Annotated in this window: 21 protein-coding genes; 8 read left to right on the forward strand and 13 right to left on the reverse strand. The window is 62.2% G+C overall.

Translation table 11 applies throughout. The annotated features are described in order from the left end of the window. Positions 1-68: 68 nt before the first annotated feature. Both CIW50_RS11130 and CIW50_RS11135 read left to right on the forward strand, forming a co-directional pair. Positions 69-605 (forward strand): SixA phosphatase family protein, encoded by a 537-nt coding sequence (locus CIW50_RS11130; protein ID WP_149531269.1) that lies wholly within the window; start codon positions 69-71, stop codon positions 603-605. 58 nt (positions 606-663) lie between these two features. Then, entirely contained in the window at positions 664-1,089 is a 426-nt protein-coding gene (locus CIW50_RS11135) for a universal stress protein (protein WP_149531270.1), read from the forward strand. Here the strand turns inward: CIW50_RS11135 and CIW50_RS11140 are convergent, their stop codons facing one another. Then, the gene (locus CIW50_RS11140; protein WP_149531271.1) at positions 1,090-1,692 is read right to left on the reverse strand and encodes a hypothetical protein; all 603 of its coding nucleotides are present in this window, start codon (positions 1,690-1,692) and stop codon (positions 1,090-1,092) included. It abuts the gene before it with no gap. 75 nt (positions 1,693-1,767) lie between these two features. Between CIW50_RS11140 and CIW50_RS11145 the strand changes: the two genes are divergently transcribed. Further along, complete coding sequence (locus tag CIW50_RS11145) at positions 1,768-2,202, forward strand: hypothetical protein (protein ID WP_149531272.1); 435 nt, start codon at positions 1,768-1,770, stop codon at positions 2,200-2,202. Positions 2,203-2,273: 71 nt separating this feature from the next. Here CIW50_RS11145 and CIW50_RS11150 read toward each other — a convergent pair whose 3' ends face one another. Continuing rightward, positions 2,274-2,780 (reverse strand): YciE/YciF ferroxidase family protein, encoded by a 507-nt coding sequence (locus tag CIW50_RS11150; RefSeq protein WP_149531273.1) that lies wholly within the window; start codon positions 2,778-2,780, stop codon positions 2,274-2,276. A 391-nt stretch (positions 2,781-3,171) separates the two neighbouring features. Here CIW50_RS11150 and CIW50_RS11155 point away from each other — a divergent pair, with 391 nt between their 5' ends. Together CIW50_RS11155 and CIW50_RS11160 are read left to right on the forward strand one after the other, a co-directional pair. Further along, a complete protein-coding gene (locus tag CIW50_RS11155; RefSeq protein ID WP_149531274.1) occupies positions 3,172-4,248 on the forward strand; it encodes a lysylphosphatidylglycerol synthase transmembrane domain-containing protein in 1,077 nt (358 codons plus the stop codon). Between the two features lie 134 nt (positions 4,249-4,382). Then, positions 4,383-6,287, forward strand: coding sequence for an SGNH/GDSL hydrolase family protein (locus tag CIW50_RS11160; protein ID WP_246664249.1), 1,905 nt, complete (start codon positions 4,383-4,385; stop codon positions 6,285-6,287). A gap of 60 nt (positions 6,288-6,347) precedes the next feature. Here the strand turns inward: CIW50_RS11160 and CIW50_RS11165 are convergent, their stop codons facing one another. Continuing rightward, a complete protein-coding gene (locus CIW50_RS11165; protein WP_149531602.1) occupies positions 6,348-7,892 on the reverse strand; it encodes an MFS transporter in 1,545 nt (514 codons plus the stop codon). Between the two features lie 159 nt (positions 7,893-8,051). Between CIW50_RS11165 and CIW50_RS11170 the strand changes: the two genes are divergently transcribed. Continuing rightward, positions 8,052-8,909 carry a LysR family transcriptional regulator gene (locus tag CIW50_RS11170; protein ID WP_172980292.1) on the forward strand — a complete coding sequence of 286 codons (858 nt, stop codon included), beginning with the start codon at positions 8,052-8,054 and terminating at the stop codon, positions 8,907-8,909. Here the strand turns inward: CIW50_RS11170 and CIW50_RS11175 are convergent. From CIW50_RS11175 to CIW50_RS11185, 3 genes are all read right to left on the reverse strand, one after another. Next, positions 8,906-9,475 (reverse strand): DUF4865 family protein, encoded by a 570-nt coding sequence (locus CIW50_RS11175; protein ID WP_149531276.1) that lies wholly within the window; start codon positions 9,473-9,475, stop codon positions 8,906-8,908. The two genes, CIW50_RS11170 and CIW50_RS11175, sit on opposite strands and share 4 nt — an antisense overlap. 265 nt (positions 9,476-9,740) lie before the next feature. Then, positions 9,741-10,304 (reverse strand): DUF2147 domain-containing protein, encoded by a 564-nt coding sequence (locus tag CIW50_RS11180; protein WP_246664218.1) that lies wholly within the window; start codon positions 10,302-10,304, stop codon positions 9,741-9,743. A 292-nt stretch (positions 10,305-10,596) separates the two neighbouring features. Then, positions 10,597-11,625: an NAD(P)/FAD-dependent oxidoreductase gene (locus CIW50_RS11185; RefSeq protein ID WP_149531278.1), complete on the reverse strand. Its 1,029-nt coding sequence runs from the start codon at positions 11,623-11,625 to the stop codon at positions 10,597-10,599. A 200-nt stretch (positions 11,626-11,825) separates the two neighbouring features. Here CIW50_RS11185 and CIW50_RS11190 point away from each other — a divergent pair, with 200 nt between their 5' ends. Further along, positions 11,826-12,278, forward strand: coding sequence for an acyl-CoA thioesterase (locus CIW50_RS11190; protein WP_149531279.1), 453 nt, complete (start codon positions 11,826-11,828; stop codon positions 12,276-12,278). Positions 12,279-12,318: 40 nt separating this feature from the next. On the opposite strand, the gene CIW50_RS11195 is transcribed toward CIW50_RS11190, so the two are convergent. Both CIW50_RS11195 and CIW50_RS11200 read right to left on the reverse strand, forming a co-directional pair. Further along, positions 12,319-12,639, reverse strand: coding sequence for a 2Fe-2S iron-sulfur cluster-binding protein (locus tag CIW50_RS11195; RefSeq protein WP_149531280.1), 321 nt, complete (start codon positions 12,637-12,639; stop codon positions 12,319-12,321). Positions 12,640-12,818: 179 nt separating this feature from the next. Beyond that, positions 12,819-13,166: an Hpt domain-containing protein gene (locus tag CIW50_RS11200; RefSeq protein WP_246664219.1), complete on the reverse strand. Its 348-nt coding sequence runs from the start codon at positions 13,164-13,166 to the stop codon at positions 12,819-12,821. 424 nt (positions 13,167-13,590) lie between these two features. On the opposite strand from CIW50_RS11200, the gene CIW50_RS11205 reads away from it, so the two are divergent. Continuing rightward, entirely contained in the window at positions 13,591-19,005 is a 5,415-nt protein-coding gene (locus tag CIW50_RS11205) for an apolipoprotein A-IV repeat region-like domain-containing protein (protein ID WP_149531282.1), read from the forward strand. 78 nt (positions 19,006-19,083) lie between these two features. Here the strand turns inward: CIW50_RS11205 and CIW50_RS11210 are convergent, their stop codons facing one another. From CIW50_RS11210 to CIW50_RS11230, 5 genes are all read right to left on the reverse strand, one after another. Further along, the gene (locus CIW50_RS11210) at positions 19,084-19,464 is read right to left on the reverse strand and encodes a nuclear transport factor 2 family protein (protein WP_149531283.1); all 381 of its coding nucleotides are present in this window, start codon (positions 19,462-19,464) and stop codon (positions 19,084-19,086) included. An 82-nt stretch (positions 19,465-19,546) separates the two neighbouring features. Then, positions 19,547-20,422: an aldose 1-epimerase family protein gene (locus tag CIW50_RS11215; protein ID WP_246664220.1), complete on the reverse strand. Its 876-nt coding sequence runs from the start codon at positions 20,420-20,422 to the stop codon at positions 19,547-19,549. Between the two features lie 15 nt (positions 20,423-20,437). Then, complete coding sequence (locus tag CIW50_RS11220; RefSeq protein ID WP_149531285.1) at positions 20,438-21,358, reverse strand: MlaD family protein; 921 nt, start codon at positions 21,356-21,358, stop codon at positions 20,438-20,440. Between the two features lie 20 nt (positions 21,359-21,378). Next, positions 21,379-22,191 (reverse strand): ABC transporter ATP-binding protein, encoded by an 813-nt coding sequence (locus tag CIW50_RS11225; protein ID WP_149531286.1) that lies wholly within the window; start codon positions 22,189-22,191, stop codon positions 21,379-21,381. A 5-nt stretch (positions 22,192-22,196) separates the two neighbouring features. Continuing rightward, entirely contained in the window at positions 22,197-23,327 is a 1,131-nt protein-coding gene (locus CIW50_RS11230; RefSeq protein ID WP_149531287.1) for an ABC transporter permease, read from the reverse strand. Between the last annotated feature and the right edge of the window lie 151 nt (positions 23,328-23,478).

A 23,478-nucleotide genomic window follows, 5' to 3' on the forward strand; every position in this document is an offset into this window, starting at 1 on the left:
TGACCTGACGTCTGGCGCGACCGCGCCGCCTGCCTCGCTGCTACCTCTTGCCGAATCGAGATCGCGCCATGCGCCGTTTACTGCTGCTGCGTCACGCCAAGACTGAACCGGACGCGCCGAGCGGCAAGGATTTCGATCGCCGGCTCGATGACCGCGGCCGGCTGGATGCGGCTCTCATGGGCGCCTGGCTCAACAGAAATCCGCCGCTGCCCGACCTGGTCTGCGTCTCCACGGCGGTACGCGCGCAGCAGACCTGGAGCCTCGTGGCCGCGGCGATGCCGGCGGCGAAACCGACAGTGGCCAGCCTCGATGAACTCTATGGCGCCGGCCTCTCCGAATTGCTGGCGGTGATCCGCGGCGCAGCCGTGGAAGACCCAAAGCAGCTGATGCTGGTCGGTCACAATCCCGGCCTGCATGAAATGGCGCTCAGCCTGATCGGCGGCGGCGACGCCGCAAGCAGGAAAGCCGTCGCCGACAACCTGCCGACCGGCAGCATCGTGGTGATCGACTTTACCATCGAGGACTGGAACGACGTTGCCTTCCGCGATGGACAACTCGTGCAATTCGTCAGTCCGAAACTGCTGAAGGGCGCCGCGGGCCAATAAGCCGCGCCCATCGAACACGGTTTGTGCTATCCTCCTCCGGACGACAATGGAGGTGCGCATGTACAAATCCATTCTGGTCCCGATCGATCTGGCCGAAACCGATGTGGCGAAACCCGCGATCGCCCAGGCCGCCACACTGTCGCAGACCTTCGGCGCAACCGTCCGGCTGCTCAATGTGATGCCTATGACGCCAGTGATGCTGGCGGAATATGTCCCCGCAGATTTCGATACTCAGCAACTGGAATCATCACAGGCGGCGCTCGCGGCGGTCGCCAGCGATTGTGGCATCGACGGCGCCCACGTCTCCAGCGTGGTGCGACAGGGCGGCATCTATCACGAAATTCTCGAAGAGGCCTCGGCGATCAAGGCCGATCTCATCGTGATGACCTCGCACCGCCCGGCGATGCGCACTTACTTCCTCGGCTCCAATGCCGGCCACGTGGTGCGTTATGCCAAGTGCTCAGTGTTGGTGGTACGGCCGTGACTACGGTAGCAGCTCTTTTGGCAGGTCGTCGAAACTGTAGTTGCGGGGCTTGTTGCGGAGGATGAAGCCGCCGATTTGCCAGCCAAACAGAGCTGCAAAACCAGCAATGAACAGGACGCCGCCGAACTCACCGACAGCAACTGCGCGCGCCAGCAATCCGGCCATGGCGATGGCGACGAGTCCGATGACGGCAAGGCCCGCATTGTATATCCACGGCCGCAACCCGCCGGTCAGCACGATGCGACCCTCGACGCTTGCGACGCGCTTGTGCAGTTCGACGATGAAGGCGCGGTAGTCACGATCCTGCGGCTCCATCAGCGCGACGGTCTGCCATGTGGTGGAGAGGATCGCGATCCGTTCGCCTGACGCATTGCCGATATCGGCGCGAAAACGCCGCGACCGCATCGAGACCGGCCGGTAGGACAACCTGACGCTGGAGATATCGGCATAGGGCCAGATGCCGGACTTGCGGCCGACATGAAACGATAGCCCGTACTCGGTGAGCTCGAACCGATGCGCCGAACCGACCAGCGACGCCTTGTAGGCATAGGTCGTGCCATCGGATGCTGCGACATTCGCCGAGGAGCCAGATCTCTTGAACACGTCTACCCCGCTGCTGACCGCCACGTCCCCGCGCATTGCTTGCGCAGCGGCCCCGACGTCCTTTACAAGCTCCGCATGGCCGAGACGACCACTTTTCCGCGCCGCCTGATCCTGGCCGGCGCGATGATTTCAGGATTGCTGCTGGCGTTGGCCGTACACATGCTCGGCCAGCGTTTCGGCCTCGACCTTGGCGGCCTCTGGCGCAACGATTCCGACAATTTCATGCCGATCGGATCGGCCTTCGCCTGGTGGTTGATTGCGGCAATGGCCTTTGTCGGCGGCTACGTCACCGCGAACCTGCTGCACAGCGCAGCGTCTGGCCGCATTCCGCAGCGCATGCGCCAGTTTCTGATCGCCATCGGCGTGCTGTTTCTGGCTGGCGCCGGTCAGGCGGCCTCGGCGCCCAACGCGATACCAACCGCATCAGGTGTTCTGGCAAGCCTTGCCGCCCTGGGCCTCGGCGGTGTCATGGCGTTCTGCGGCGCCCATTTCGCGCTGCGAAAGGCGTAGGCAACGCATAGAAAGTCGCGCAGATTTTGCCTGCGCGACGTTTCTATGCGTTGTGATCGCGCGTACCGCGATCAGCTTGCGGCGCGCATATTGACCTGACCTTCGGCCAATGACGTCAGCTTCTTGTCGGTAGTTTTTTCCTCGTCGAGCGTCTTTTGCAGCACGGCCGCGCAGTCGTTGCGGCCAAGCTGGCGCGCCCAGGCGATCAGGCTGCCGTAACGCACAATTTCGTAGTGCTCGGCGGCCTGCGCCGCATTGATTAAAGCGGCATCGAGCACCTTCTTGTCCTCGACTTCCCCGGCAGTCTCGTCGGCTTCCTTGATGATACCGTCGATTGCCGGACAGGTAACCGCCTTCACCTCGGCGCCGTGCATCGCGAAAACCTGCTCAAGCCGCTGCACATGCACTTCAGTTTCCTGCAAATGCGTCTTGAAAGCCTGCTTCAACAGTGGTTCTGCAGCCTTGTCAGCCATTTTCGGCAGGGCCTTCAGAAGCTGTTTCTCCGCATAATAGATGTCCTGCAGCTGATGCACGAACAGGTCATCCATTGTCTTGATGTCCTTGGTGAACAGTCCCATCGTTTCGATCCCGGTGTTCTGGAACGGGGTGGCCGCTGCGGCGCATTGTCCCGCTCGGTTGCGATAGGCCGGTAACCATCGATATTGGGACGTGTTCCTGTGAACGTCTTGATTCGCCGCATGGAACATTCGACTTGCCTGCCTATATGAAATGCAGGACGAATGCTTCGAGATTATCTTGTAGGGTCAGGGCTTTGCAGCCAGCGCGGGTATGTGGCGACCTTGCGGCGTGGCATTAACGCTGGCGCTGTCAAGGACTGCACAACGGAACGTTTTTGCCGTAAGGGTTTGGCCTTGATGAGTGAACTTCGCGTATGAGTGAATTGGTCGCCGCTTGCCGTCTGTTACCCCGATCGGCTTTCCACCTGTTCGCGCTCCGCCGGGAGGACGAATGCAACGATTGCTGACCGCGCTCGGGCGCGGCTTCAAGCAACACGTCGGCTGGAAACGGCTGGGTGTTGTCGCGAGCCTGATCGTTATCGCCCTCGCCATCTCCCATCTGGTGCATACGCTGAAGGGCCTCGATACCGCCAAGATCCTGGCAGCGATGGCCGCAAAGTCGACGATGCAAATCGCCATGGCGACGCTGTGCGTGATCGGCGCCTTCTGCACCCTCACCTTCTACGATTACTTCGCGCTCAGAACGATCGGCAAGAAGCATGTGCCGTATCGGATCGCAGCGCTCTCCGGCTTCACCAGCTACACCATCGGCCACAATATCGGGGCCACCGTGTTCACTGGCGGCGCCATCCGCTTCCGCATCTATTCGGACTACGGCCTTAACGCCATCGACGTTGCCAAGATCTGCTTCATCTCCGGACTGACTTTCTGGCTCGGCAATCTCTTTGTGCTGGGCATCGGCATGATCTGGCACCCACAGGCAGCCTCGGCCATCGATCTCCTGCCCAACGCCATCAATCGGCTGATCGGCTTCGGCTGCCTGGCCGGCATCGTCGGTTACCTGGTCTGGCTGTCAGTCGGCAAACAGCGCCGCGAGCTCGGTCAGAACGGCTGGAAGGTCGTGCTCCCGTCAGCCCAATTGACGCTCCTGCAGATCGCCATAGGCGTTGTCGATCTCGGCTTCTGCGCGCTGGCGATGTATCTGCTGATGCCAGATCAGCCCACTATCGATTTCGTCTCGCTGGCCGTGGTGTTCATCCTCGCCACCTTGCTGGGCTTCGCCAGCCATGCGCCGGGCAGCCTCGGCGTGTTTGACGCCGCTTTGCTGGTGGCGCTGCCGCAGTTTCGTCAGGAGGAGCTGGTTGCCACCGTGGTCATGTTCCGGATCCTGTATTTCATGATCCCGTTCGCCATCTCGATCTGCATCATGGGCACCCGCGAACTCTGGCTCAGTGTCATCCAGCCATGGCACAATCGCCGCATGGATGACCGCAATGAACGTCGCGAGATCGAGCCCGCCCCGGTCGTGGTGCATGAGCAGCCATTGAAACGTCAGTCACAGGGTTGAATCAGTCGCGGACGCGCCACGCCGCGCGTCCGGCCAATCGATTTCTTACTTCCGCCCCATACGTGACGTTCAACACCGCCATGGCCTCCATTTATTTCAGACGTTCATTGATCAACCTCGCCGTGCTGCTCGGCATGCTGGGCGGGCTGCCGGTTGGGCCGGCCGCCGCGCAGGGCGTGGCTAACAGTTCGATCCAGATCTCCTGGGAAGTGCGTAACCGCTTCCGGCTGTTCCGCGAGGAACGTGACTTCCAGCTCCATGTCGACGCCATGCGCAACCGTAGCGTACTGGCCGCCGAACAGGCCTTGGGCGTGCAGAGCGATGGCCGCGGCTGGGCGCGCAACACCGTCAACCGGCTGTGCATCGATCTGGCCGGAAAGGTCAGCGAGCCCTGCACCCGTGACACCGTCAAGGAAAGCTACCTGACGCCGACCGAACATCCGGTCACAGTCCGCCTTACCGGCGAAGTGCCGGTCGGTGCGATCTGCGCCTGGACCTTCGAGGACGGCGAAGGCCCGCGTCAATCCACGCTCGATTGCGCCGAGCCGATTAATTTCCGAGCCATCTATGGTCGCCGCACGGTGGCGACCGTGGAGGTCACCAGCGGCGCAGAGACACCTGTCCGCATCTCTGCAGACATCGCCGTGCGCGACATCCTGATCGCCGGCCTCGGCGATTCCATCGCGTCGGGCGAAGGCAATCCGGATCGACCTGTCGCATTGTCTGATGACGGCTTCTGCTTCCGCTCATATCTCGGCGGCCCCAGCGGGCAGTTCTACCGGCCGAGCCGCGCCGGCTTCAAAGGCGGCCGCTCCTGCGACTCCTATGAGTCGCTACAGGCCTGGCAGCGCGCAGGCGCCCAGTGGTTCAACGCTGCATGCCACCGCTCGCTCTACAGCTACCAGACCCGCGCCGCGCTCGCCCTCGCCGTGCAGTATCCGCACATCGCCGTCACCTATCTGCCGTTGGCCTGTTCGGGCGCGACCATCGCCGAAGGACTGCTGGGCGGACAACGTGCGCGCGAATGCCTCACCACGAAGAATGCGAGCACCTGTGCGGGAAGCGTCAACGCGCAGATCGCCGAACTGCGCGAAGCCCTCACTGCCGCCAAGCGCCGTCAGCCGGCACGCCGCCTCGACCTCGTGCTGTTGTCGATCGGTGCCAACGACATCAACTTCTCCGGGCTCGTTGCCGACGTCATCGTCGAGAACGCCACCGAACGTGCGCTGTTCAAGCGCGGCGGCATTCTTGGCGCGGTCGAGGACTCCCGCGGCGCGCTGGTGCGCGAACTGCCCTCCAGCTTCGGCAAGGTGCGGGAAGCCCTGAAGCCACTGCTCGGCGGAGACATGTCGCGCGTGGTGTTTGCGGCTTACGCCAACCCGACTTTCGCCAATGGCGCGCCCTGCCCCGGTGGCCCGGCCGGCTTCGACGTGCATCCGTCATTCTCAGCCGATCCACGGCGGCTGGCCAACGTCGCAAATTTCGTCGAATCCGAATTCCTGCCGCAACTGAAATCCATCGCGCTTTGCCAGGGCGGCGTACTGTGCCGCAATCCCGAAGCCGACCGCATGACCTTCGTCGATCAGCATCAGGCGAATTTCGCCAATCACGGCTTCTGCGCACGCTCTGCATCCGATCCCGAATTCGATCGCGCCTGCTTCTCGCCCAAGGGCGACAGCTTCGAGAGCAGTCTCGTCGAGGCGGCTGCGCAGCCGATGGTCTGCGGTCGCGGCGCCAGTGAATTCCGCCCCTATCTACCCCGTGGCCGCTGGATCCGCGACGCCAATGACAGCTACTTCGCGGCGATGACCTATCCGCAGGGCTATTCGGCAGCGATCCAGCCGGCCGATATCCACGATGCGACCTGGGGCATCCTCTCGGCCGTCTATGGTGGTGCAATCCACCCGACCGGCGAAGGTCACGCCGCAATGGCCGATGCCGTCGTGCCGGCCGCGGCGAGCGTATTGCGGCTGGGCGCGGAAGCTGATGTCACGCAAGAGCCGCTGGCACCGATGTTGCTGCAGCCAGCGGCGCGGTAGGACGATCAGCTCAGCCATCCAGCGAGGTCCGAGCAAGAGCAAGGACCTCGTCGGTCCGGGCTACGCCCGACTGTCACCTTCGACACAGCTTTGGCCATGGGGGGCGCGTCTCGGCAATCCATGGCCGAAGACTAGAAGGCTAATGCCCGCGAGAATCCACACGCTAATTCCGCCATAAAGCAGGACCCAACCGAACCCTTGGGTCAGGGCCTCTTGAACGACAGCTCCGCCGAGATTGTATTCGGGCGCCAGCGCCGTGCCGGCGGCGACGCCTTCCGCCAGCGAGCGTAATAGCTCGACACTGGTACCGCTCGGCAGCGCGGCCTTCAAAGACGCGCGCACCCCCTCGACAAGAATGAGGCCCATGAGCGCGATATTGACAGCGAGCGCAATCATGCGGGCGCTCATGTCGATGCCTGACGCCATGCCCGCGCGTTCCTGCGGCACCGATCCGGTCGTCGTATTGGTCACGGGCGTGTTGGTCAGTCCCAATCCGATACCGGCAAGGACGCATCCCGGCAGCATCGTCAGCCAGCTTGCATGCTCGACCGAGCTGCCGATCTTCATGGCGAAGAAGCCCGTTCCGATCGTGAACAGGCCGAACGGGATGACCAGACCCGGATGGAAACGTAGCATGAGGCGTTCGGCCACCGGCGGTACGACCAGCGTCGGCAACGTATAGGCCAAAAGCGACAGTCCGCTGCCGACGCTGCCATAGCCCAGCCCTGCCTGGAAATAGATGGGCAGATAGATCATGAGCGACCAGAAGCTGAAGTTCATGGCCATCGAGCTAATCAGCGCGCCGGCAAAATTACGGATTCGGAAGACGCTAAAGTCGAACATCGGCCTCGGGCTGAGACGCTCGACGAAGACAAAGCCGATCAGGCTTGCAACGAACACGCCGACGATCGCAAACGCCGTCCAGCTGCCGAAGCCGATATCCGGGCCTTGCGTAATGAAGAATGCGAGGCAGAAGACCGCGAGCGAGAGCATGATGATCCCTGCAAGATCAAGACTGCTGGCCTCCGGATCGCGCGACTCGCGAACTCCGCTCCCGGCGAGGATCAGGGCGATCACGGCGAGCGGGACATGGACGAGGAAGACCCATTCCCAGCTCGACAAAGCCACGATCGCGCCGCCGATGATCGGGCCGAAACCCAGGCCGATGCCAAAGATGATCCCCCACCACCCGAAGGCAATGGCGCGCTGCCGTCCTTCCGGAAATTGATGGGACAGCACCGCGACCTGACAGATCAGCATCGCGCCGCCGCTCATGCCCTGAAGAGACCTGGCGACGATCAGAACGGACACGTTTGCGGTCAGACCGCAAACCAGCGACGCGGCGGCAAATGCGACGATCGAAATCAGATACACACACTTGCGCCCATAGCGATCCGCAAGCGTCCCGGTTGCCATCAGCACCGTCGTCACCGCGATCGTGTAGGCGTTCATCACCCATTGGAGCTGTTTGAAATCGGCATGAAGCACCTGCTCCAGTGTCGGCAGGATCGCGGGAATGCTGGAAATCTCCAGACCGAACATCAGGGAGGTAAGACAGGCAGCCGCCAAAGCCAGTGTGCTTTGTCGTGTCGATTCGGAGAGCATAAAGAGCCTTTCGGGATAATAACGCGCCACAGTGAAGCCCGACGACAGAGGACGAGGTCCACCCGGTTTGCGTTGCGATGACCCCAACATAGGCGGCGGTTGACCATTTCGGAATTCGATGGTTGTCTATTTCAGAGACAACAAATCCGGATAATTGGTATGACCTCTCTGGACGTGGATGCGGTGCAGGCATTCGTGACCATCGCCAATCTTCAAAGCTTCACGCGTGCAGCAGAAGCGCTCGGCACGACGCAGGGCGCCATCAGCGTGAAGCTGAAGCGGCTGGAAGATCACCTCGGCCACAGGCTGATCGAGCGCACGCCACGACTGGTGCGCCTTTCGGCGCAAGGCGCATTATTCGTCGATGCAGCGCGCGACTTCCTGGCCGCGCATGATCGCGCTGTCGCAGCTTTGTCCGCGACCCGTCGCCGTTTCGCACTCGGCATTGCCGCCCATGTGGCCGGGCCGGAGGTTCCGACGCTGTTGGCTCGCCTGAATGCGCATGACCCCACGCTCACCATCGAGGTTCGCCTCGATAATTCACGCAATTTGCTGGACGCATTCGACCGCGGCGAAATCGATGCGGCCATCGTCCGCCGCGAGGATGACCGACGCGACGGCGAAGTGCTCGCGCCCGAGCATTTCGGCTGGTTCGCAGCACCAGGCTTTGTGCACCGGCCGGGCGAGGCATTGCGACTGGCGGCGCTAACGCCAGTATGTGGCGTGCACGACGTTGCCATTCATGCGCTGGACGCGGCCGGCATCGCATGGACGGAGGTGTTTCTCGGTGGCGGCTCTTCAGTCGTGTCGGACGCTGTCTCGGCGGGCCTTGCCACCGCGGTCTTCTCCTGCCGGCTTGCGCCGGCCGGCACCATCGAAGTCAGCCAGAAATTTGGCCTGCCACCGCTGGCGTCATCGGAAATCGTACTTCTCTCGACACTGTCGGATATGCAGTCTCGCCAAGCGCTGCGAACCCTCGCGGCTGCGTTCCGCGAACACCGCGCGCATACGAGCTAGGTAGCGTGTGGAAGGCGATCCAGCAGCGGCTGCGCCAGATGCAGGATCTGGTAGCAAGCGCCAGCATCGGTCTGTTCATTTTCTGACAGCAGAACGCGGATGAAGACCCACTTCTCGGCATCCAATCCGATGACGGCCGCAACGATTCCGGCGCGCGCCGAGAGATCCGCGTTGCGCTCGATCTCGCCTGTCATTGCCGCTGCGAGATCGGCATCGGGCGGAATGGCGACGTCCTGCCGATAAGCAAAGCGCGCCTCCCGTCCAGCCCCCTTCCGGGCATCGAGGGCAACGCGTGTTTCGATCCGCGCCCGACCGAACATATCGACGACGATCTTGTAACCGCCGTTCACGAGAAAATCGCGAAACGCCTCGTCGTGCCGCCACAGATAAAGCGAGGAATAGCTAGACGTCGTTGCACCGAAGCGCCCGCTCTCTCGCAAGAGAAATCCCTTGAAATAAAGCTCCGGCTTTGCATCCCAGAGCGGCCCACGCTCCTGTGCGCGTGAGCGGATCAAGCCGAGATCATAGTCAGCGGGCAAGCGATGCTCGTAATGCGCAACGATCATCGTGGTGAACTCCTTCAGCAGCCATTGTCATTTGATCAATGCACGATATCGATCGACAGGCCGCGAAGAACAGACGTGGAACCATATTTCTATGATCCGGTATTCAAATGAATGACGTCCGGGGGGCAACAAGCAACGTTGGAAACTGGCGCGCCACGATTGAATTGGCAATGGAAAGTCCGACGCGCCATGGCGTCGGCTTCCAGAATGCGGCGGTGTTGGACAGTTCTTGCTTATGGGAAAATCACAAGCGAGCTGGCCGTGATCAGCGCGGGACGTTGGCGCCCGGTGTCACGTTGCTGGCCTTCTTCATCGGCGCAACGGGAGCTTTCGCGTTACCGACGGTCGGCGGCTTCACGGCTGCTGCGGCGAGGGTCGGCATATATTTCGCGATCACGGTCGGATCGAGCGAGGCCATTTCGGTGTCGGGCAAACGATACCAGGTTTCGTCCTTACCGAGCAGTGCGATGCCCCAATAGCCCCGCACGGTGAGTGCCCGACCGTCGGCGCTGACGCTCATCTTGGCCTTGTAGACCTTGCCGTCGCGGGGATCGAGAATGTTGCCGTTCTCGTATTTCAGTCCCTGCTGCTGCATGTTGCGGATAAAGGAGATGCCCAGCACTGGCTGGCCCTTCCGGTCATCGACGCATTTGCCGCAGAAGTCATCGCCCGGCTTGTCGTCGGCGCTCGGGAACGTCTTGGCAATTGCGCCTTCGAACATGCCGCCGTGGTCGACCACCAGCACCCAGACCACTGGCTTGCCGTTCTCGACCTTCTGCCAGAGTCCGGCGGCGGTCGGTTCTGCCGCGTGTAGAGGGCCCGCGAACATCGCGCATGCGGCCACACCTGAAGCGACTGTGAGCGCCAGACGTCGGGATCGGAATTGTGCCATCGTCTTCCCCGCACTTGATGCGATTGCATAGACTATCAATCTTCCGCGACGAGAGAGTGACTGCGGTTGATGGCTTTTGCAAGATTGCCAATCGCGCGCCGGATGTCCGATTGTGTCAGCGGCCACAGCTTTGCCACAAGCTGTCCCCGCCGACCCCGACGCGACTACCAGCGATCCGACCAGTCGTCGCGTTCCCGTCATGGAAGCTGACATTAACAACTAGGCGAAGTTAGTTAACGCCAAGCTTCTTCTGCAGGCTCGAGGAGGACGTCGTGTACTGAAACACCAGTCGCTTGTCCGGATAGACGTAGCGATAGGCCTTCTGTGCCATCAGCGCGCCTTCGTGGAAGCCGGACAGAATGAGTTTCAGCTTGCCGGGATACGTATTGATATCTCCGATGGCGAAGATGCCGGGGACATTGGTCTCGAACGATGCCGTCTCCACCGGGATAAGGTTGTTCTCCAGCGTGACGCCCCAGTTGGCGACCGGACCGAGCTTCATGGTCAGGCCGAAGAACGGCAGGATCGTATTGCAGTCGATCCGGACACTTTCGTTGTCATTGCCCTTGATGACAGCCCCGGTGAGACGGCCTCCCTCGCCTTCGAGCGCTGTGACCTGACCGATCTGCAGATCCATCTGACCGGCTGCCACCAGCTTACGCATCTGCTCGACACTATGAGGCGCAGCACGAAAATCATCGCGCCGATGCAGCAACGTGACGCGCCGCGCGATCGGATGCAGGTTGAGCGTCCAGTCCAGCGCACTATCGCCGCCACCGACAATCAGCAGATCCTTGTCGCGGAATTGCTCCATCTTCCGCACCGCATAGAACACCGACGTGCCTTCATAGGCCTCGATGCCCGGCACCGGCGGACGCTTCGGCTGAAACGAACCACCGCCGGCGGAGATCACCACCACCTTGGCTTCGAACACCTGGCCGGCATCGGTGGTAACGCGAAACAAGGGATCGCCAATCTTCTCGATGGTCTCGATCATTTCATTCAGGTGAAAGGTCGGATTGAACGGCTTGATCTGCTCCAGCAGTGCATCGGTCAGTCCCTGACCGGTGACCAGCGGGATTGCAGGAATGTCGTAGATCGGTTTTTCAGGGTAGAGCTCGGCGCATTGGCCACCGATCTTGTCCAAGATATCGACGAGGTGGACCTTCATATCGAGCAGGCCAAGTTCAAACACGGCGAACAGCCCGCAGGGGCCGGCGCCGATAATCAGCACGTCCGTCTTGATCGTTTCGCCCATGGTGTTTTGTCTCGGTTGAACCGGATCCACGAATTCGCAGAGCCCGGCGCCATCCGGCTGTTGCGTGCAGCCTAGCGGTGCCCCACAGCGAAAGCCACAGCGGTACAGCCTGAAATCAGCACATGCCCCGCCCTTGCCTGGACTGTGCAACTGCGCTGTAACTGGCGCAAACCTGCCGAGCATTGCTGGAGATCAATTTCGTGAACGCCCCTGCCCGCGCCCCGGCGCCCGTCCTCGACGACTATCCCTATCGCCTGTCGGACAATGTGCGCTTTGCGGATCTCGATCCGAACAACCACGTCAACAACGCGGTCTATTCCAGCTATTTCGAGACCAGCCGCGTGCTGCTGATGCGGGACCCGGCCTGCGGGCTGATAGCGCCCGGGCAAAGCTGGGTGCTGGCACGGCTCGACATCCACTTTCGCGCCGAATTGCACTGGCCAGGCAAAATCGAGCTCGGTCTCGGCGTCACCAAGATCGGCCGAACCTCGGTGACCTATTCGCAGGTGGTGTTTTCGGAAGGCAAGTGCATGGCATCGGCGGTCGCAACGACCGTGATGGTCGGCCTGCAAAGCCGCCAGCCAACGCCAATCCCGCCCGAGGTCATCGAACGGTTTCAACCATGGATGCTGCGCGGCGTGAATGCGCAGTAAATAACAAGTCTGGGTAAGCTCAGCATAAGTGTTGTGAAGCTCAGGCCTGGCGTTCCGGCGTGAGCACAACAAGGCCATCAAGCGCCTCGGTGATCTTGATCTGGCACGACAGCCGGGAGTTCGGCTTGATGTCGTAGCCAAAGTCCAGCATGTCCTCTTCCATCGGCGTCGGCGCACCGACGCGCTCCTGCCAGGCTTCGTCGACATAGACATGGCAGGTGGCACAAGCGCAGGCGCCGCCGCATTCGGCTTCGATACCCGGAATGGCGTTGCGGATGGCCGCCTCCATCACCGTGGAGCCGATCTCGGCGTCAATGCTGCGGGTCTCACCGGAGTGATCGACAAAGTTTATCTTGGCCATGATGCTCGCGCTGCCGAAAGGAAGATACCGGCTGTCCTATAACGGGTCGATCCGGATCGCGCCAGCGCTCCGCAGCAAAACCGTCATCTGGAAAAGGGGGATCAGCATGATCCCTGGGGATCAAAAGCGATCCTGGGGATCAAAGCTGATCCCTGGGGATCAAAGCTGATGCCCGGGGATCAAGACCGCTTCAGAAGGACGTCGATCTCCGCCCGCGCATCGAGAACGGCGTCGGTGAGCGTTATCAGGGCCTCAGCGATATCGCTGTTGTCGCGCAGCCCACCTTCCACCCACTCGGCGGCTTCCGTGATGCGGAACGCACCGACTGCCTGCGCCGAGCCCTTCAGCTTGTGCGTGAGCTCGGCCATATCTGCCGGCATTTTGACGATCTTCTCGATCAACTCGCTCGATTGGGCCGCGAACATCGCCAGAACTTCGCGCTCCAGGCTGACATCGCCCATAGTCATACGCTGAAGGTGGGTAAAATCGATCGGTCCGTCATCGGGAACCAGCGGCGGTGACGGCATCCATTGAACCCGTTCGAGGTGAAGCGGCATTGATGATGGCCCAAATTCCGCCAACCGGCCAATCCAGCTGCGATTTTTCGCAGCCAACCATGGAATTGGTTAACGGAACGTTCTGGGTACAATCCGCCGCGTTGACCCAGTTTTGACGCAAACTCGCCACGATTGAGCGGCGGTTCCGTTTATTTGAGGCGCCACAAGACGTTACCGGCGGAAGCCGTTAACTATCATTAAGAATGTCTTAACCAGAAGCATTTCATTCGCGCGACCAAGCCAATAGGATGTTTGCGGAAGTAGCGGACAAGCCGAGCGACCGGCAGTCCGAAATTCGTCCCGCGGGGTGCACATGGCCAGTCGCCATGCTGCAAGCGGGAGCGAATCATGGGGACTTCCGAGTAGTTGCGTAATCAGGGGGCGTGGAACGAGCATGGCAAACAACACCAAAAAGGCCAAGGATCCGACCGAAGTCGCGCTCTCTGCCATCCAGGAAGCACTCAACATCAGTGACCCCGCGCCTGTCGATCGCGATCAATCCGCGATCCGTGCCGACAACACTCCCACCCATCCATCGTCCCCCATTGACCTCGACGACAATGCCTTCGACGCGCGCATCTCCAATGATCGCCCCGGCTTCGAACCACAGGACGAGCAGCGCTTTGCGCGCCGTCCCGCGAACGATGACCGCGAAACCATCGGTCAGATCCTGCAGGCGCTGCAGAAGAACCGGCCCGCCCGCAACGTCTATACGCTCGCTACCCTGTTCGCCGGCCTGTGGATCGTCGGCGCAGGCCTGTTGACCGTTGCGTTCCTGCCGTCGCTGCAGGCCCTGATCGGTCAGGGCTCCGGCGGCACGCTGGCGCTGGCTGGCCTTGCTGCGCTGCTGTTCGCGCCCATTTTGCTGTTTTACTTCCTCGCCAGCCTCGCATGGCGCGGCCAGGAAATGCGCCTGATCGCCCAATCGATGGCACAGGTCGCGATCCGCTTCTCCGAACCAGAAAACACTGCCAGCGATTCGATGGTCACAGTCGGACAGGCGATCCGCCGCGAAGTCGCCGCAATGGGCGACGGCGTCGAGCGCGCGATTGCGCGCGCCGGCGAACTCGAAACCCTCGTCGCCAACGAAGTTTCCGCGCTGGAGCGCGCCTACTCGGATAACGAAGTCCGTATCCGCGCGCTGCTGCAGGACATCGCGCATCAGCGCGACAACCTGGTCGGTCAGGCCGAGCAGGTTCGCTCTGCCATTTCAGGCGTGCAGATCGATCTGCGCCACGACATCGCTTTGATCTCGGACGCCATCGCGTCGCGCGTCGATGAGGTCGCCAAGAGCATCACCGGCGCTCTCGAAGAGCGCGGCGAACACATCACCCGCGCGCTCGGCAATGCCGGCGACAACATGATCCTCGCCCTCGGTGAACGCGGCGGCGACCTGCTCGACCGCCTCGAGGAAGCCAGCGCCGAAACTACCCGCGCTGTGCTCGACGCCAGCGAGCGGCTGACCACCAGCCTCAACTTCAAGACCGGCCACGTGCATGACGAATTCGTCGACCTCGCTGATCGCGTCCACGAAATGCTCAACGAGCGCATCGATCGCATCACCAACGAGTTCGAACAGCGCTCCTCGACCATCGTCGATCGCGTGTCGGATCGTACTGAGCAGGTCCACGATTCGCTGAAGAATTCCAGCGACAGCCTGCTGCTCGAACTCGAACTGCGCAGCGGTGATCTCGTCAGCAAGATCGACGATGCCGGCAACCGCCTGGCCACACAGATCCTCAGCAGCGGCGACAAGGCGAGCGAGTCCCTCGACGCCACCGTCAACGCGCTCGTGGCCAAGGTCGCGAGCCAGACCGAAACCGCGCACGACACCATCAGCCTGCAGATGAACGCCTTCGATGAACTGGTGAAGGAACAGGGGTCTGAGCTGGCCGAGCGCTTCTCGCGCGACAGCGGCACGCTCGGCGCGCTGATCACCAAGCACATCTCGGAATTCGACCGCACCGTGAAGACCTTCGGCGGCGAAGTCGTCGATCGTCTGGGTCAGCGCACCCAGGACATCTCGGAAACGCTGAAGACCTATGTCGACAATTTCGACACCCGCGTTGCGTCTAATGTCGGCGGCATCACGTCGTCGCTCGACACCCGCCTCGCAGAATTCGAGACCAAATTCGAGGGCCGCGTCGTCAATCTCGATGCGTCGCTCGACACCAGGATCAAATCGTTCGACGAGACCGTCGATGGACGTCTCAAGAGCCTTGAAGAAACGTTCGACGCTCGGGCGCAGTCGGTCACCGCGACCATCGATACGCGCCTTGAAAATCTCGCATCGACGCTCTCGGACGGTGCCAATCAAGCCGTCCAGTCGGTCGACGCACGCCTCACGCATCTGACCACTGCCCTGACCGAAGGCGCGAACCTGGCAGTCAGCTCGGTCGATGGCCGCCTGACCCACCTGACCACCGCACTCACGGAAGGCGCCGTGCAGGCGATCCATTCGATCGACGACCGCCTCACCTACTTCACGACCTCGCTCACCGAAGGCACGACACAGGCGATCACGGCCATCGACAGCCGCATCAACAACGTCACCGATGCCATCGACAGCCGCAGCACGCAGTTCGCGGATACGATCACGGCACGCTTCCAGACCATCCACGAAGGCATGGAAGGTCGTATCGGCATCGTTGCCGGCGGTATCGAAACCCGCGTCGAACAGTTCGAGGAACTACTCGGCTCTCGCATCGAAGCCGTCGCCGGCCGTATCGAAACGTCCGGCCGCACCGCCAGCGACGCACTCATGGCCCGCGCCGAGGAACTCTCGGTCGGCATCAAGACCAATGTCGAGGACGCCGAGCGCTCGCTTACGAGCCTCATGGTCAATACCAGCGAGACCATTCAAGCCGGCGCCCGCGCCGCGCAAGAATCCCTCATGTCCGTCTCGACCGATGTCGGCGCGCAGCTCAAGCTGACTGCATCCGATATCGAGAGCTCGCTGACCGCCGTCGGGACCACTGCCGCCACGGCCATCGTCAACAGCGCCCGCGATGCACAGGTCACGCTGGTCAGCACATCGACGGAGGCTTCGCTGCAGGTCAAGTCGCTGTCGGCCGATGTTGAACGCACGATCACCGCAGCCGGCTCCGCCACCGCAGCCTCGATGCTGTCGGGTGCCCGCGAGGTTCAATCCACTCTGGTCGCCACCTCTTCGGAAATCGCAAGCCAGATCCAGTCGCTGTCAGCCGATATCGAGCGCAGCCTCACCGCGGCCGGCACCGCCACGGCCGACTCGGTCCTGTCCGGCGCCCGCGCTGCGCAGAGCACGCTGGTCGCCGCATCGACCGATGCCTCGCAGCAGGTCCGCACCCTTGCGGCCGATGTGGAGCGCACGCTGATCGCCGCCGGCACTGCCAGCGCGGAATCGATCCTCGCCAGCACGCGCAACGTTCAGTCCTCACTGATCGAGGCTTCGACCGAGGCATCGAACCACGTCCGCAACCTCGCGGCCGACATGGAGCGCAGCCTCACCACGGCCGGCACCACCACCGCGGAGTCGATCGTCGCCGGCGCCCGCGAAGCCCAGAGCACACTGGTCAACGCATCGTCCGATGCGGCGAGCCATGTGAAGTCGCTCTCCATCGACGTGCAGCGCACGCTCACTTCGGTTGGTGCCGATACGGCAGCTGCGATCCTGGCGAGCGCCCGTGAAGCGCAGACCTCGCTGGCGACCTCGTCGGCGGATGCCGCAAGCCAGATCAAGGCGATCTCGGCCGACATCGAGCATTCCCTCTCGAACGTGACCACCAACACCACCGACAACATCATAGCCAGCGCACAGAATGCACAGAATTCGCTGGTCGCAGCTTCGAACGAGATGACCACCAAGATCAAGACGACATCGTCGGAGATCGAGCGTTCAGTGTTCGCCGCTTCGGGCAGCTTCAGCACCACGATGACCGGCAAGACCGACGAAATCGTCACCTATGTGCAGCAGCAGACCGATCGCCTGTCGCAGATGGTCGACGCCAAGCGCGGCTCGCTGGTCGATGCGCTGGGCAACAAGGCCAATCAGCTCACGGTCGATATCGATCGCGTCACCGCCGACGCGCTCAAGGCGATCGAGAGCCGCGGCCATACCTTCTCGCAGACCATGGTCACCAACAGCACCGACGTGGCACGCGCTATCACCACGGCTGGTGAACTCGCCACCGGTGCGGTCAACAAGTCGTTGAAGGATCTCGAGCAGAGCTCGCGTACCGCCATCGAGCAGTCGCGCCAGGTCTCGATCACTGCAGTCACCGAGATGCAGGAAACCAGCAAGATCCTGCGCACCGATACCGTTGCGCTGTTCGAGCGGCTGCGTGAAGGCAACATCCTGCTGCAGGAAGTTCTCACCGGCGCTCATGACAACCTGAACTCGCTGGAGCGCGCTTTGGTCACCCGCGTGGCGGACTTCGTGTCCACCATGAACGACGTGACCTCGCGCAACGGCCTGGCGACCCAGACGCTGGAGGAACAGCTCACCGTCTTCACCTCCAAGACCTCGAAGGCGCTGGGCGATCTCGGCTCGCTATCGGCCCAGTTCGAAACCCATGGCCGCGCGTTGGAAGACGCTGCCACGCTGGTCGAACAGAGCAATCGCACGACGCTGTCCTCCGTTGGCGAGCGCAAGGCCGCGCTGGAATCACTGGTCACGACCATCGACCTGCGCACCACCGATCTCGATCAACGCCTCACCCGCTTCACCGGCCTGCTCGATGAATCGCTGGCAGCCGCTGAAGAGCGTGCCCGCGACATCGCCCGCGTCGTCGCGGAAACCGCGGGTCAGGGTTCGGCTGCGATCAGCCGGCAGTTCGAAGCCGTCCGCACTGCGGCGGAAGAAGAACGCCGCGCGACAACGCAAGCCATGAGCGAAATCTACCAACAGGGCACGCAGGAAGCCGATGCCATGTTCAAGCAGTCGGCTGACAAGTTCTCTTCGATGGTCGCCAGCATGAAGCAGATGGCTGCCGAAATGCACAGCGAGCTCGAGAGCACCCGCACCGAACTGCGCCGTGGCGTTCTCGACATGCCGCAGGAAGCAGCCGAGAGCACTGCGCAGATGCGCAAGGTGATCGTCGACCAGATCGAGGCGCTCGCCGAGCTGAACCGCATCGTCGCACGCCACGGCCGCGGTCTCGACGTGGTCTCGACCAGCCGCACCACCAGCGTGCAGCGTGACGAAGAGCCGGCAATGGCGATCACCAGCAGCCGCGTTGAGGCACGCCATGAGGCCCCGCGTCCCGCACCGCGCCGCGAGGACCCGCCGGCTCGCAGCGCGTCGAGCCTGCCGATGCCCGATATCGGTGGCCCCGGCCCGCGCCGCACCGAAGCGCCGTCGGTCGCACCGGCAAGCTCCGATCAGGGCCGCGACGGCTGGCTGTCGGATCTCCTTGGCCGCGCCGATCACGTGGAAGAAGATCGCACGCCGCCACGCCGCGCCCCCGCTGCACAGCCGCCCGCTGCCGCGGCCAATCCGCTGGAGTCGCTGTCACTCGACATCGCCCGCCTGATGGACCGTACGCTGGCTGCCGAGATGTGGGATCGCTATCAGCGCGGCGAGAGCAAGGCTTTCAGCAAGCGGCTCTACACGCCTGCCGGCCAGAAAGCTTTCGACGAGGTCGCCCGCAAGTATCGCTCCGACCGCAACTTCAAGGGCACGGTGGATCGCTACATCACCGAGTTCGAACGCCTGCTCGACGAAGTCGCCCGCGATGAACGCGGCCCGGCAGCGCTGCGCAGCCACCTGACCTCGGAAACGGGTCTGGTTTACACCCTGCTCGCGCATGCAGCGGGTCGGCTGGGCTAAGCAAGACCACATACAAACGCGAAAAGCGGAGGCAGCGATGCCTCCGCTTTTATGTTGCAGGAAACGATGGTCATAGCCTTACGGCTTGAGCTCGACCAGATGTGCCCTCGAAGGCGCAGGATCGAACTGATCGGCGAAATATTGCGTTTCACTTGCCACCAGTCCGTCGCGGAACTGCATGATGCTCACCGCATAAGACGGGATGCCGTCATAGGCCAGCACGAACTCGGTAACCCACAAGTCGCCACTGCCGACAATTCGCTGGACCGTAAAGCGCTTCTTGTTGGGCTGGACGAAGCGACTCTCCTGGATGTTGCGTCGGCTGCGGATGCGCTCGCCTGACTGCGGATAATGAAGCACCGCATCCTCGTGGTAGATGTCGTGCTCGGCCGCAAAGTCGTTCTGGTCCGAAGCCGTCCACTGGCGCTGCAATGTTGCAAGCACGGTTTGATCGTCCATCGCACTCTCCCATCTGATGCAGTCTCGCCACTGAGAACGACGCGAAGGCGCATGCAGGGACGACAGCGGCGATGGCATGCGCCTAGCCGAATCCGATTCGCTGCACGAAGCGGCGTGTCTCGCCCACCGCGATATGCATGACGCCCGGCTTGTCGGAGAACTCGCCATCGAAATCCACGGGGCTGGCGTAACCGTACCACGGCTCGATGCAGAGAAACGCGGCACCGGACGGCTTCGACCAGATGCCGAGCTCGCGAAAGCCTTCCCAGGCGAAGGTGATGGTCGGCCCGCCAGGCGCGCTATAGCTCAACGATGTGCTGGCGAGATGATCGAAGATCATCGCATCCTTGATGAACAGCGATTCCGACAGTGCCAATGCGCCGCCCTGCACGGGCGACGGCTCCGGCTCCTTCAACAACAATCCGCCCTCAAGACGACGGATCGGCTCCGGCTCGGCGTCCGAGAAGATGATCGTATGCGCACGCTTGTCGGCGCCGTCCGTCAGCGGCCAGTGAAATGCCGGATGTGCGCCGATCGAGGCCGGCAGCATCTCGTCGCCAGTATTGGTGACGGCATAACCGATCACCAGTTCATCGCCTTCGATGGCGTAGGTCACGTCCAGCCTGAAGGCGAACGGATACTTTGCCCGGCTGACGTCGCTGTCGGTCAGCGACAGCGCGCAGGATGACGCCCCCTGCCCGGTCCAGCTGAAGCGCAGATCGCGCGCAAAGCCATGCTGGGTCATCGCATAGACCTGACCACGATGCCGCAGCACATCATCCTTTAGCTTGCCGACGATCGGGAACAACAGCGGCGCGTGGCGCGGCCACTCCTCGCCGGCCTGCCACAGTACTTCGTGCCCGTTGGCATTTTTCAGCGAGCAGAGCTCGGCGCCATTGGCCTTGATGGTCGCCGTGACGCGACCGTTGCTGATGGTGAAGCAATCCTCGTTCTTCATCAGCATTCTTCCTGTTTATTGAGTCTGGCGACGACGCGGCGGAGCGACGGGTGCCGGAGCCGCTGCCGGTGCAGCCGCGGGTGTGCTGCTACTGGCGCCGAACAACAGGCGCGTCGGGTTGCGGTCGAGATTGTTCACGGCACGACTGATATCCGCCAGGGTACGGCGGCCATCGAGCATCAATGCGCCGGAACGCTTGTCGAGATTCTCTGTCAGCTCATGGAACGACTTCACGGCCGCGGTCAGCTCACCGCCGTCCTTACCACCCGCGAGCGCATCCAGGCCGAGCAGGATGCTGTCGGTCCGCGCGACCACGCTATCGGCCTTGCCCATGACACCGTCGGCCTTGCCCATCACGCTGTCGATCTTCAGCATGATGCTATCGATCACCTCGGAATTCTTCGCCAGCGTCGCCGTGAAGGTTTCAACATTCTTCATCGCGCCCTTCAGGGTTTCCTGATTATCGGCGACCAGACGATTGACGTTGTTGAGCGTAGCGCGGATCGATTCAGAGATGTCGCGCAGCAATTCCGGATCGGCCGTCAGCACGGGCACGCCATCGGTGTCGAGCGGCACCGCGGGGGCGCCCTCATCGCCGCCCTTCAGAGCGATGGCAGCCACACCCGTCAACCCCTGAAATTCGAGACCGACCATCGTATCCTTGCGGATCGGCGCAATGTTCTCGACCATCGCCAGTGCCACGACACGCTTTGGATTATCGAGCTTCACGGAAACAACTTCACCGACCCGAATACCATTGAAATTGACATTGCCGCCGTTGCGCAAACCGGAGGCTGCCCCTTCGAAGATAATGCGCAGCGGCGTGCGCTGCGTGGTCGAATGCAAATTCTGGAACCACAGCACGAAGCCGAACGCTGCGGCGATCACCGCCAGCGTGAAAGTTCCGATCAGGACGAAGTTCGCCCGCGTTTCCATCAAACCAACTCCAGTATCAACTAGCCGATAACAGCGCGTGCGCGCTTGCCGTGGAAATATTCCCGTAGCCAGGGATGTTGCGAGGCCAGCATGTCGGCCATCGTTCCCTGCGCGATGATCTTGCCATTGCCGAGAACGGCGATCCGGTCGCAGGCTGTATGCAGGCTGTCGAGATCATGGGTTACCATGAAAACAGTCAGCCCCAAAGTTCGCTGCAGCGTGCGCACCAGTTCGTCGAAGTCGCCGGCACCGATCGGATCTAGACCCGAGGTCGGCTCGTCCAGGAATACGATCTCCGGATCGAGTGCGAGCGCCCGCGCCAGCGCCACGCGCTTGATCATGCCGCCCGATAGTTCTGACGGATAGCGGTCCGCGACCTCCGGCTTGAGACCGACCATGGTGAGCTTGGCCATAGTGATCTCATCGAGCAGACGCTCCGAGACCTTGAGATATTCGCGCACCGGAAACTGGATGTTCTGCCGCACGCTGAGCGACGAGAACAGTGCGCCGTGCTGGAACAGGATACCCCAGCGCCGCTCAACGTCACGACGCGCCTTGTCGCCGCCATCGAGATCGGTGCCGAACACTTCGATCGTACCGGAGACCTTCGGCACGAGGCCAATGATCGTGCGCATCAGCACCGACTTGCCGGCGCCGGACGCACCGACGAAGCCCAGGATTTCTCCGCGCGCGACGTTAAGATTGAGGCCATCGAGCACCCGACGGCTGCCGAACGCCACCGTGAGGTCGCGCACGCTGATGATCGCGTCAGCGGATGTGGAAGCGGCAGCCGTCGCAGTCGCGCTAGCGGGGGTCGCAGTCGTCGAGGTCATGGTCGTCAGATCCCGATCGTTGCGAAGAAGATCGCGAACACGCCGTCCATCACGATCACGAAGAAGATTCCCTTCACCACCGACGACGTGGTGTGCTGACCGAGCGACTCGGCACTGCCCTGGACGGCCAGGCCTTCGACGCAGGCGACAATGCCGATCACCATCGCCATCACGGGGGCCTTCACCATGCCGACGATGAAGTGGTTGATCGAAATCGCCTCGCGCAGGCGCGACAGGAACGACGACGGGTCGACGCCGCCATAGAGCCAGGCGACCAGACCACCGCCATAGAGCGCAGCCATCGCGCCGAGGAATGCGAGAATGGGCAGCGCCAGCACCAGCGCCACCATACGTGGCAGGATCAGAACTTCGATAGCATCGAAGCCCATGGTGCGGAGCGCGTCGATCTCCTCGCGCATCTTCATGGAACCGAGCTCGGCGGTATAGGCGCTCCCCGAGCGGCCGGCGACCATGATCGCCACCAGCAGCACGCCAAGCTCGCGCAGCACCAGCACGCCGAGCATGTCGACCACGAAAACGTCCGCGCCGAAGCGGCGGAAATGGAACAGACCCTGCTGGGCAACAATACAGCCGATCAGGAAGGTGATCAGCACCACGATCGGCACGGCGTTCCAACACACCTGTTGCAAGTGATGTACCACCGAGGTCAGCCGGAACTTCGAAGGATGCCGCCAGACCCGGAACCAGGCAGCGATCACCGCGCCGATCATGTCGACCAGCGCGACGAGGGTTTCCCCGATGCCATAGATATTGCGGCCGATCCCATCGAGCACAGCGGTCAGGTGGCTGCCGGCCGCCGGCGGCGCCACGGCCGGCTTTACGCGGCGAACCTCGTCGACAAGGGTCGCGTAATTTGCCGAAAGACCCGCGATCTGCGCCTCATGGCCGCCATTGGTCAGCGCCCGGCGCAGCCGCTCGATCAGCCAGGCGCCGAACGTGTCCAGCTTGGAGACCTGCGACACGTCGATGAAGATGTTGGGACGGCTGCCGGTCAGCTTCTCGGCCTCGCCCACGAGCTTTTCCAGGGCCGGCGCAAAGCGCGCGGTCCATGAGCCGGCGGCGCACAGCGCCAAGCCGTCGCCCTTCGCGATCTGTTCCAGAGTCGGGCCGCTCAAAACAGGCTCCCGCGGGCGTTCAGTCTGTGCATGAACAAAGTATTAACACGCCCAAATACGTTTCTGAGAAGCCAAGTGAAGCCAACACGTTGCTATGGTTAATATAGCCTTAATCCGCTTTGTCAGACACCGGCATTGCGTCGCAAACAAG

It is taken from the genome of Tardiphaga sp. P9-11 (assembly GCF_008329525.1).
GTDB lineage: Bacteria > Pseudomonadota > Alphaproteobacteria > Rhizobiales > Xanthobacteraceae > Tardiphaga.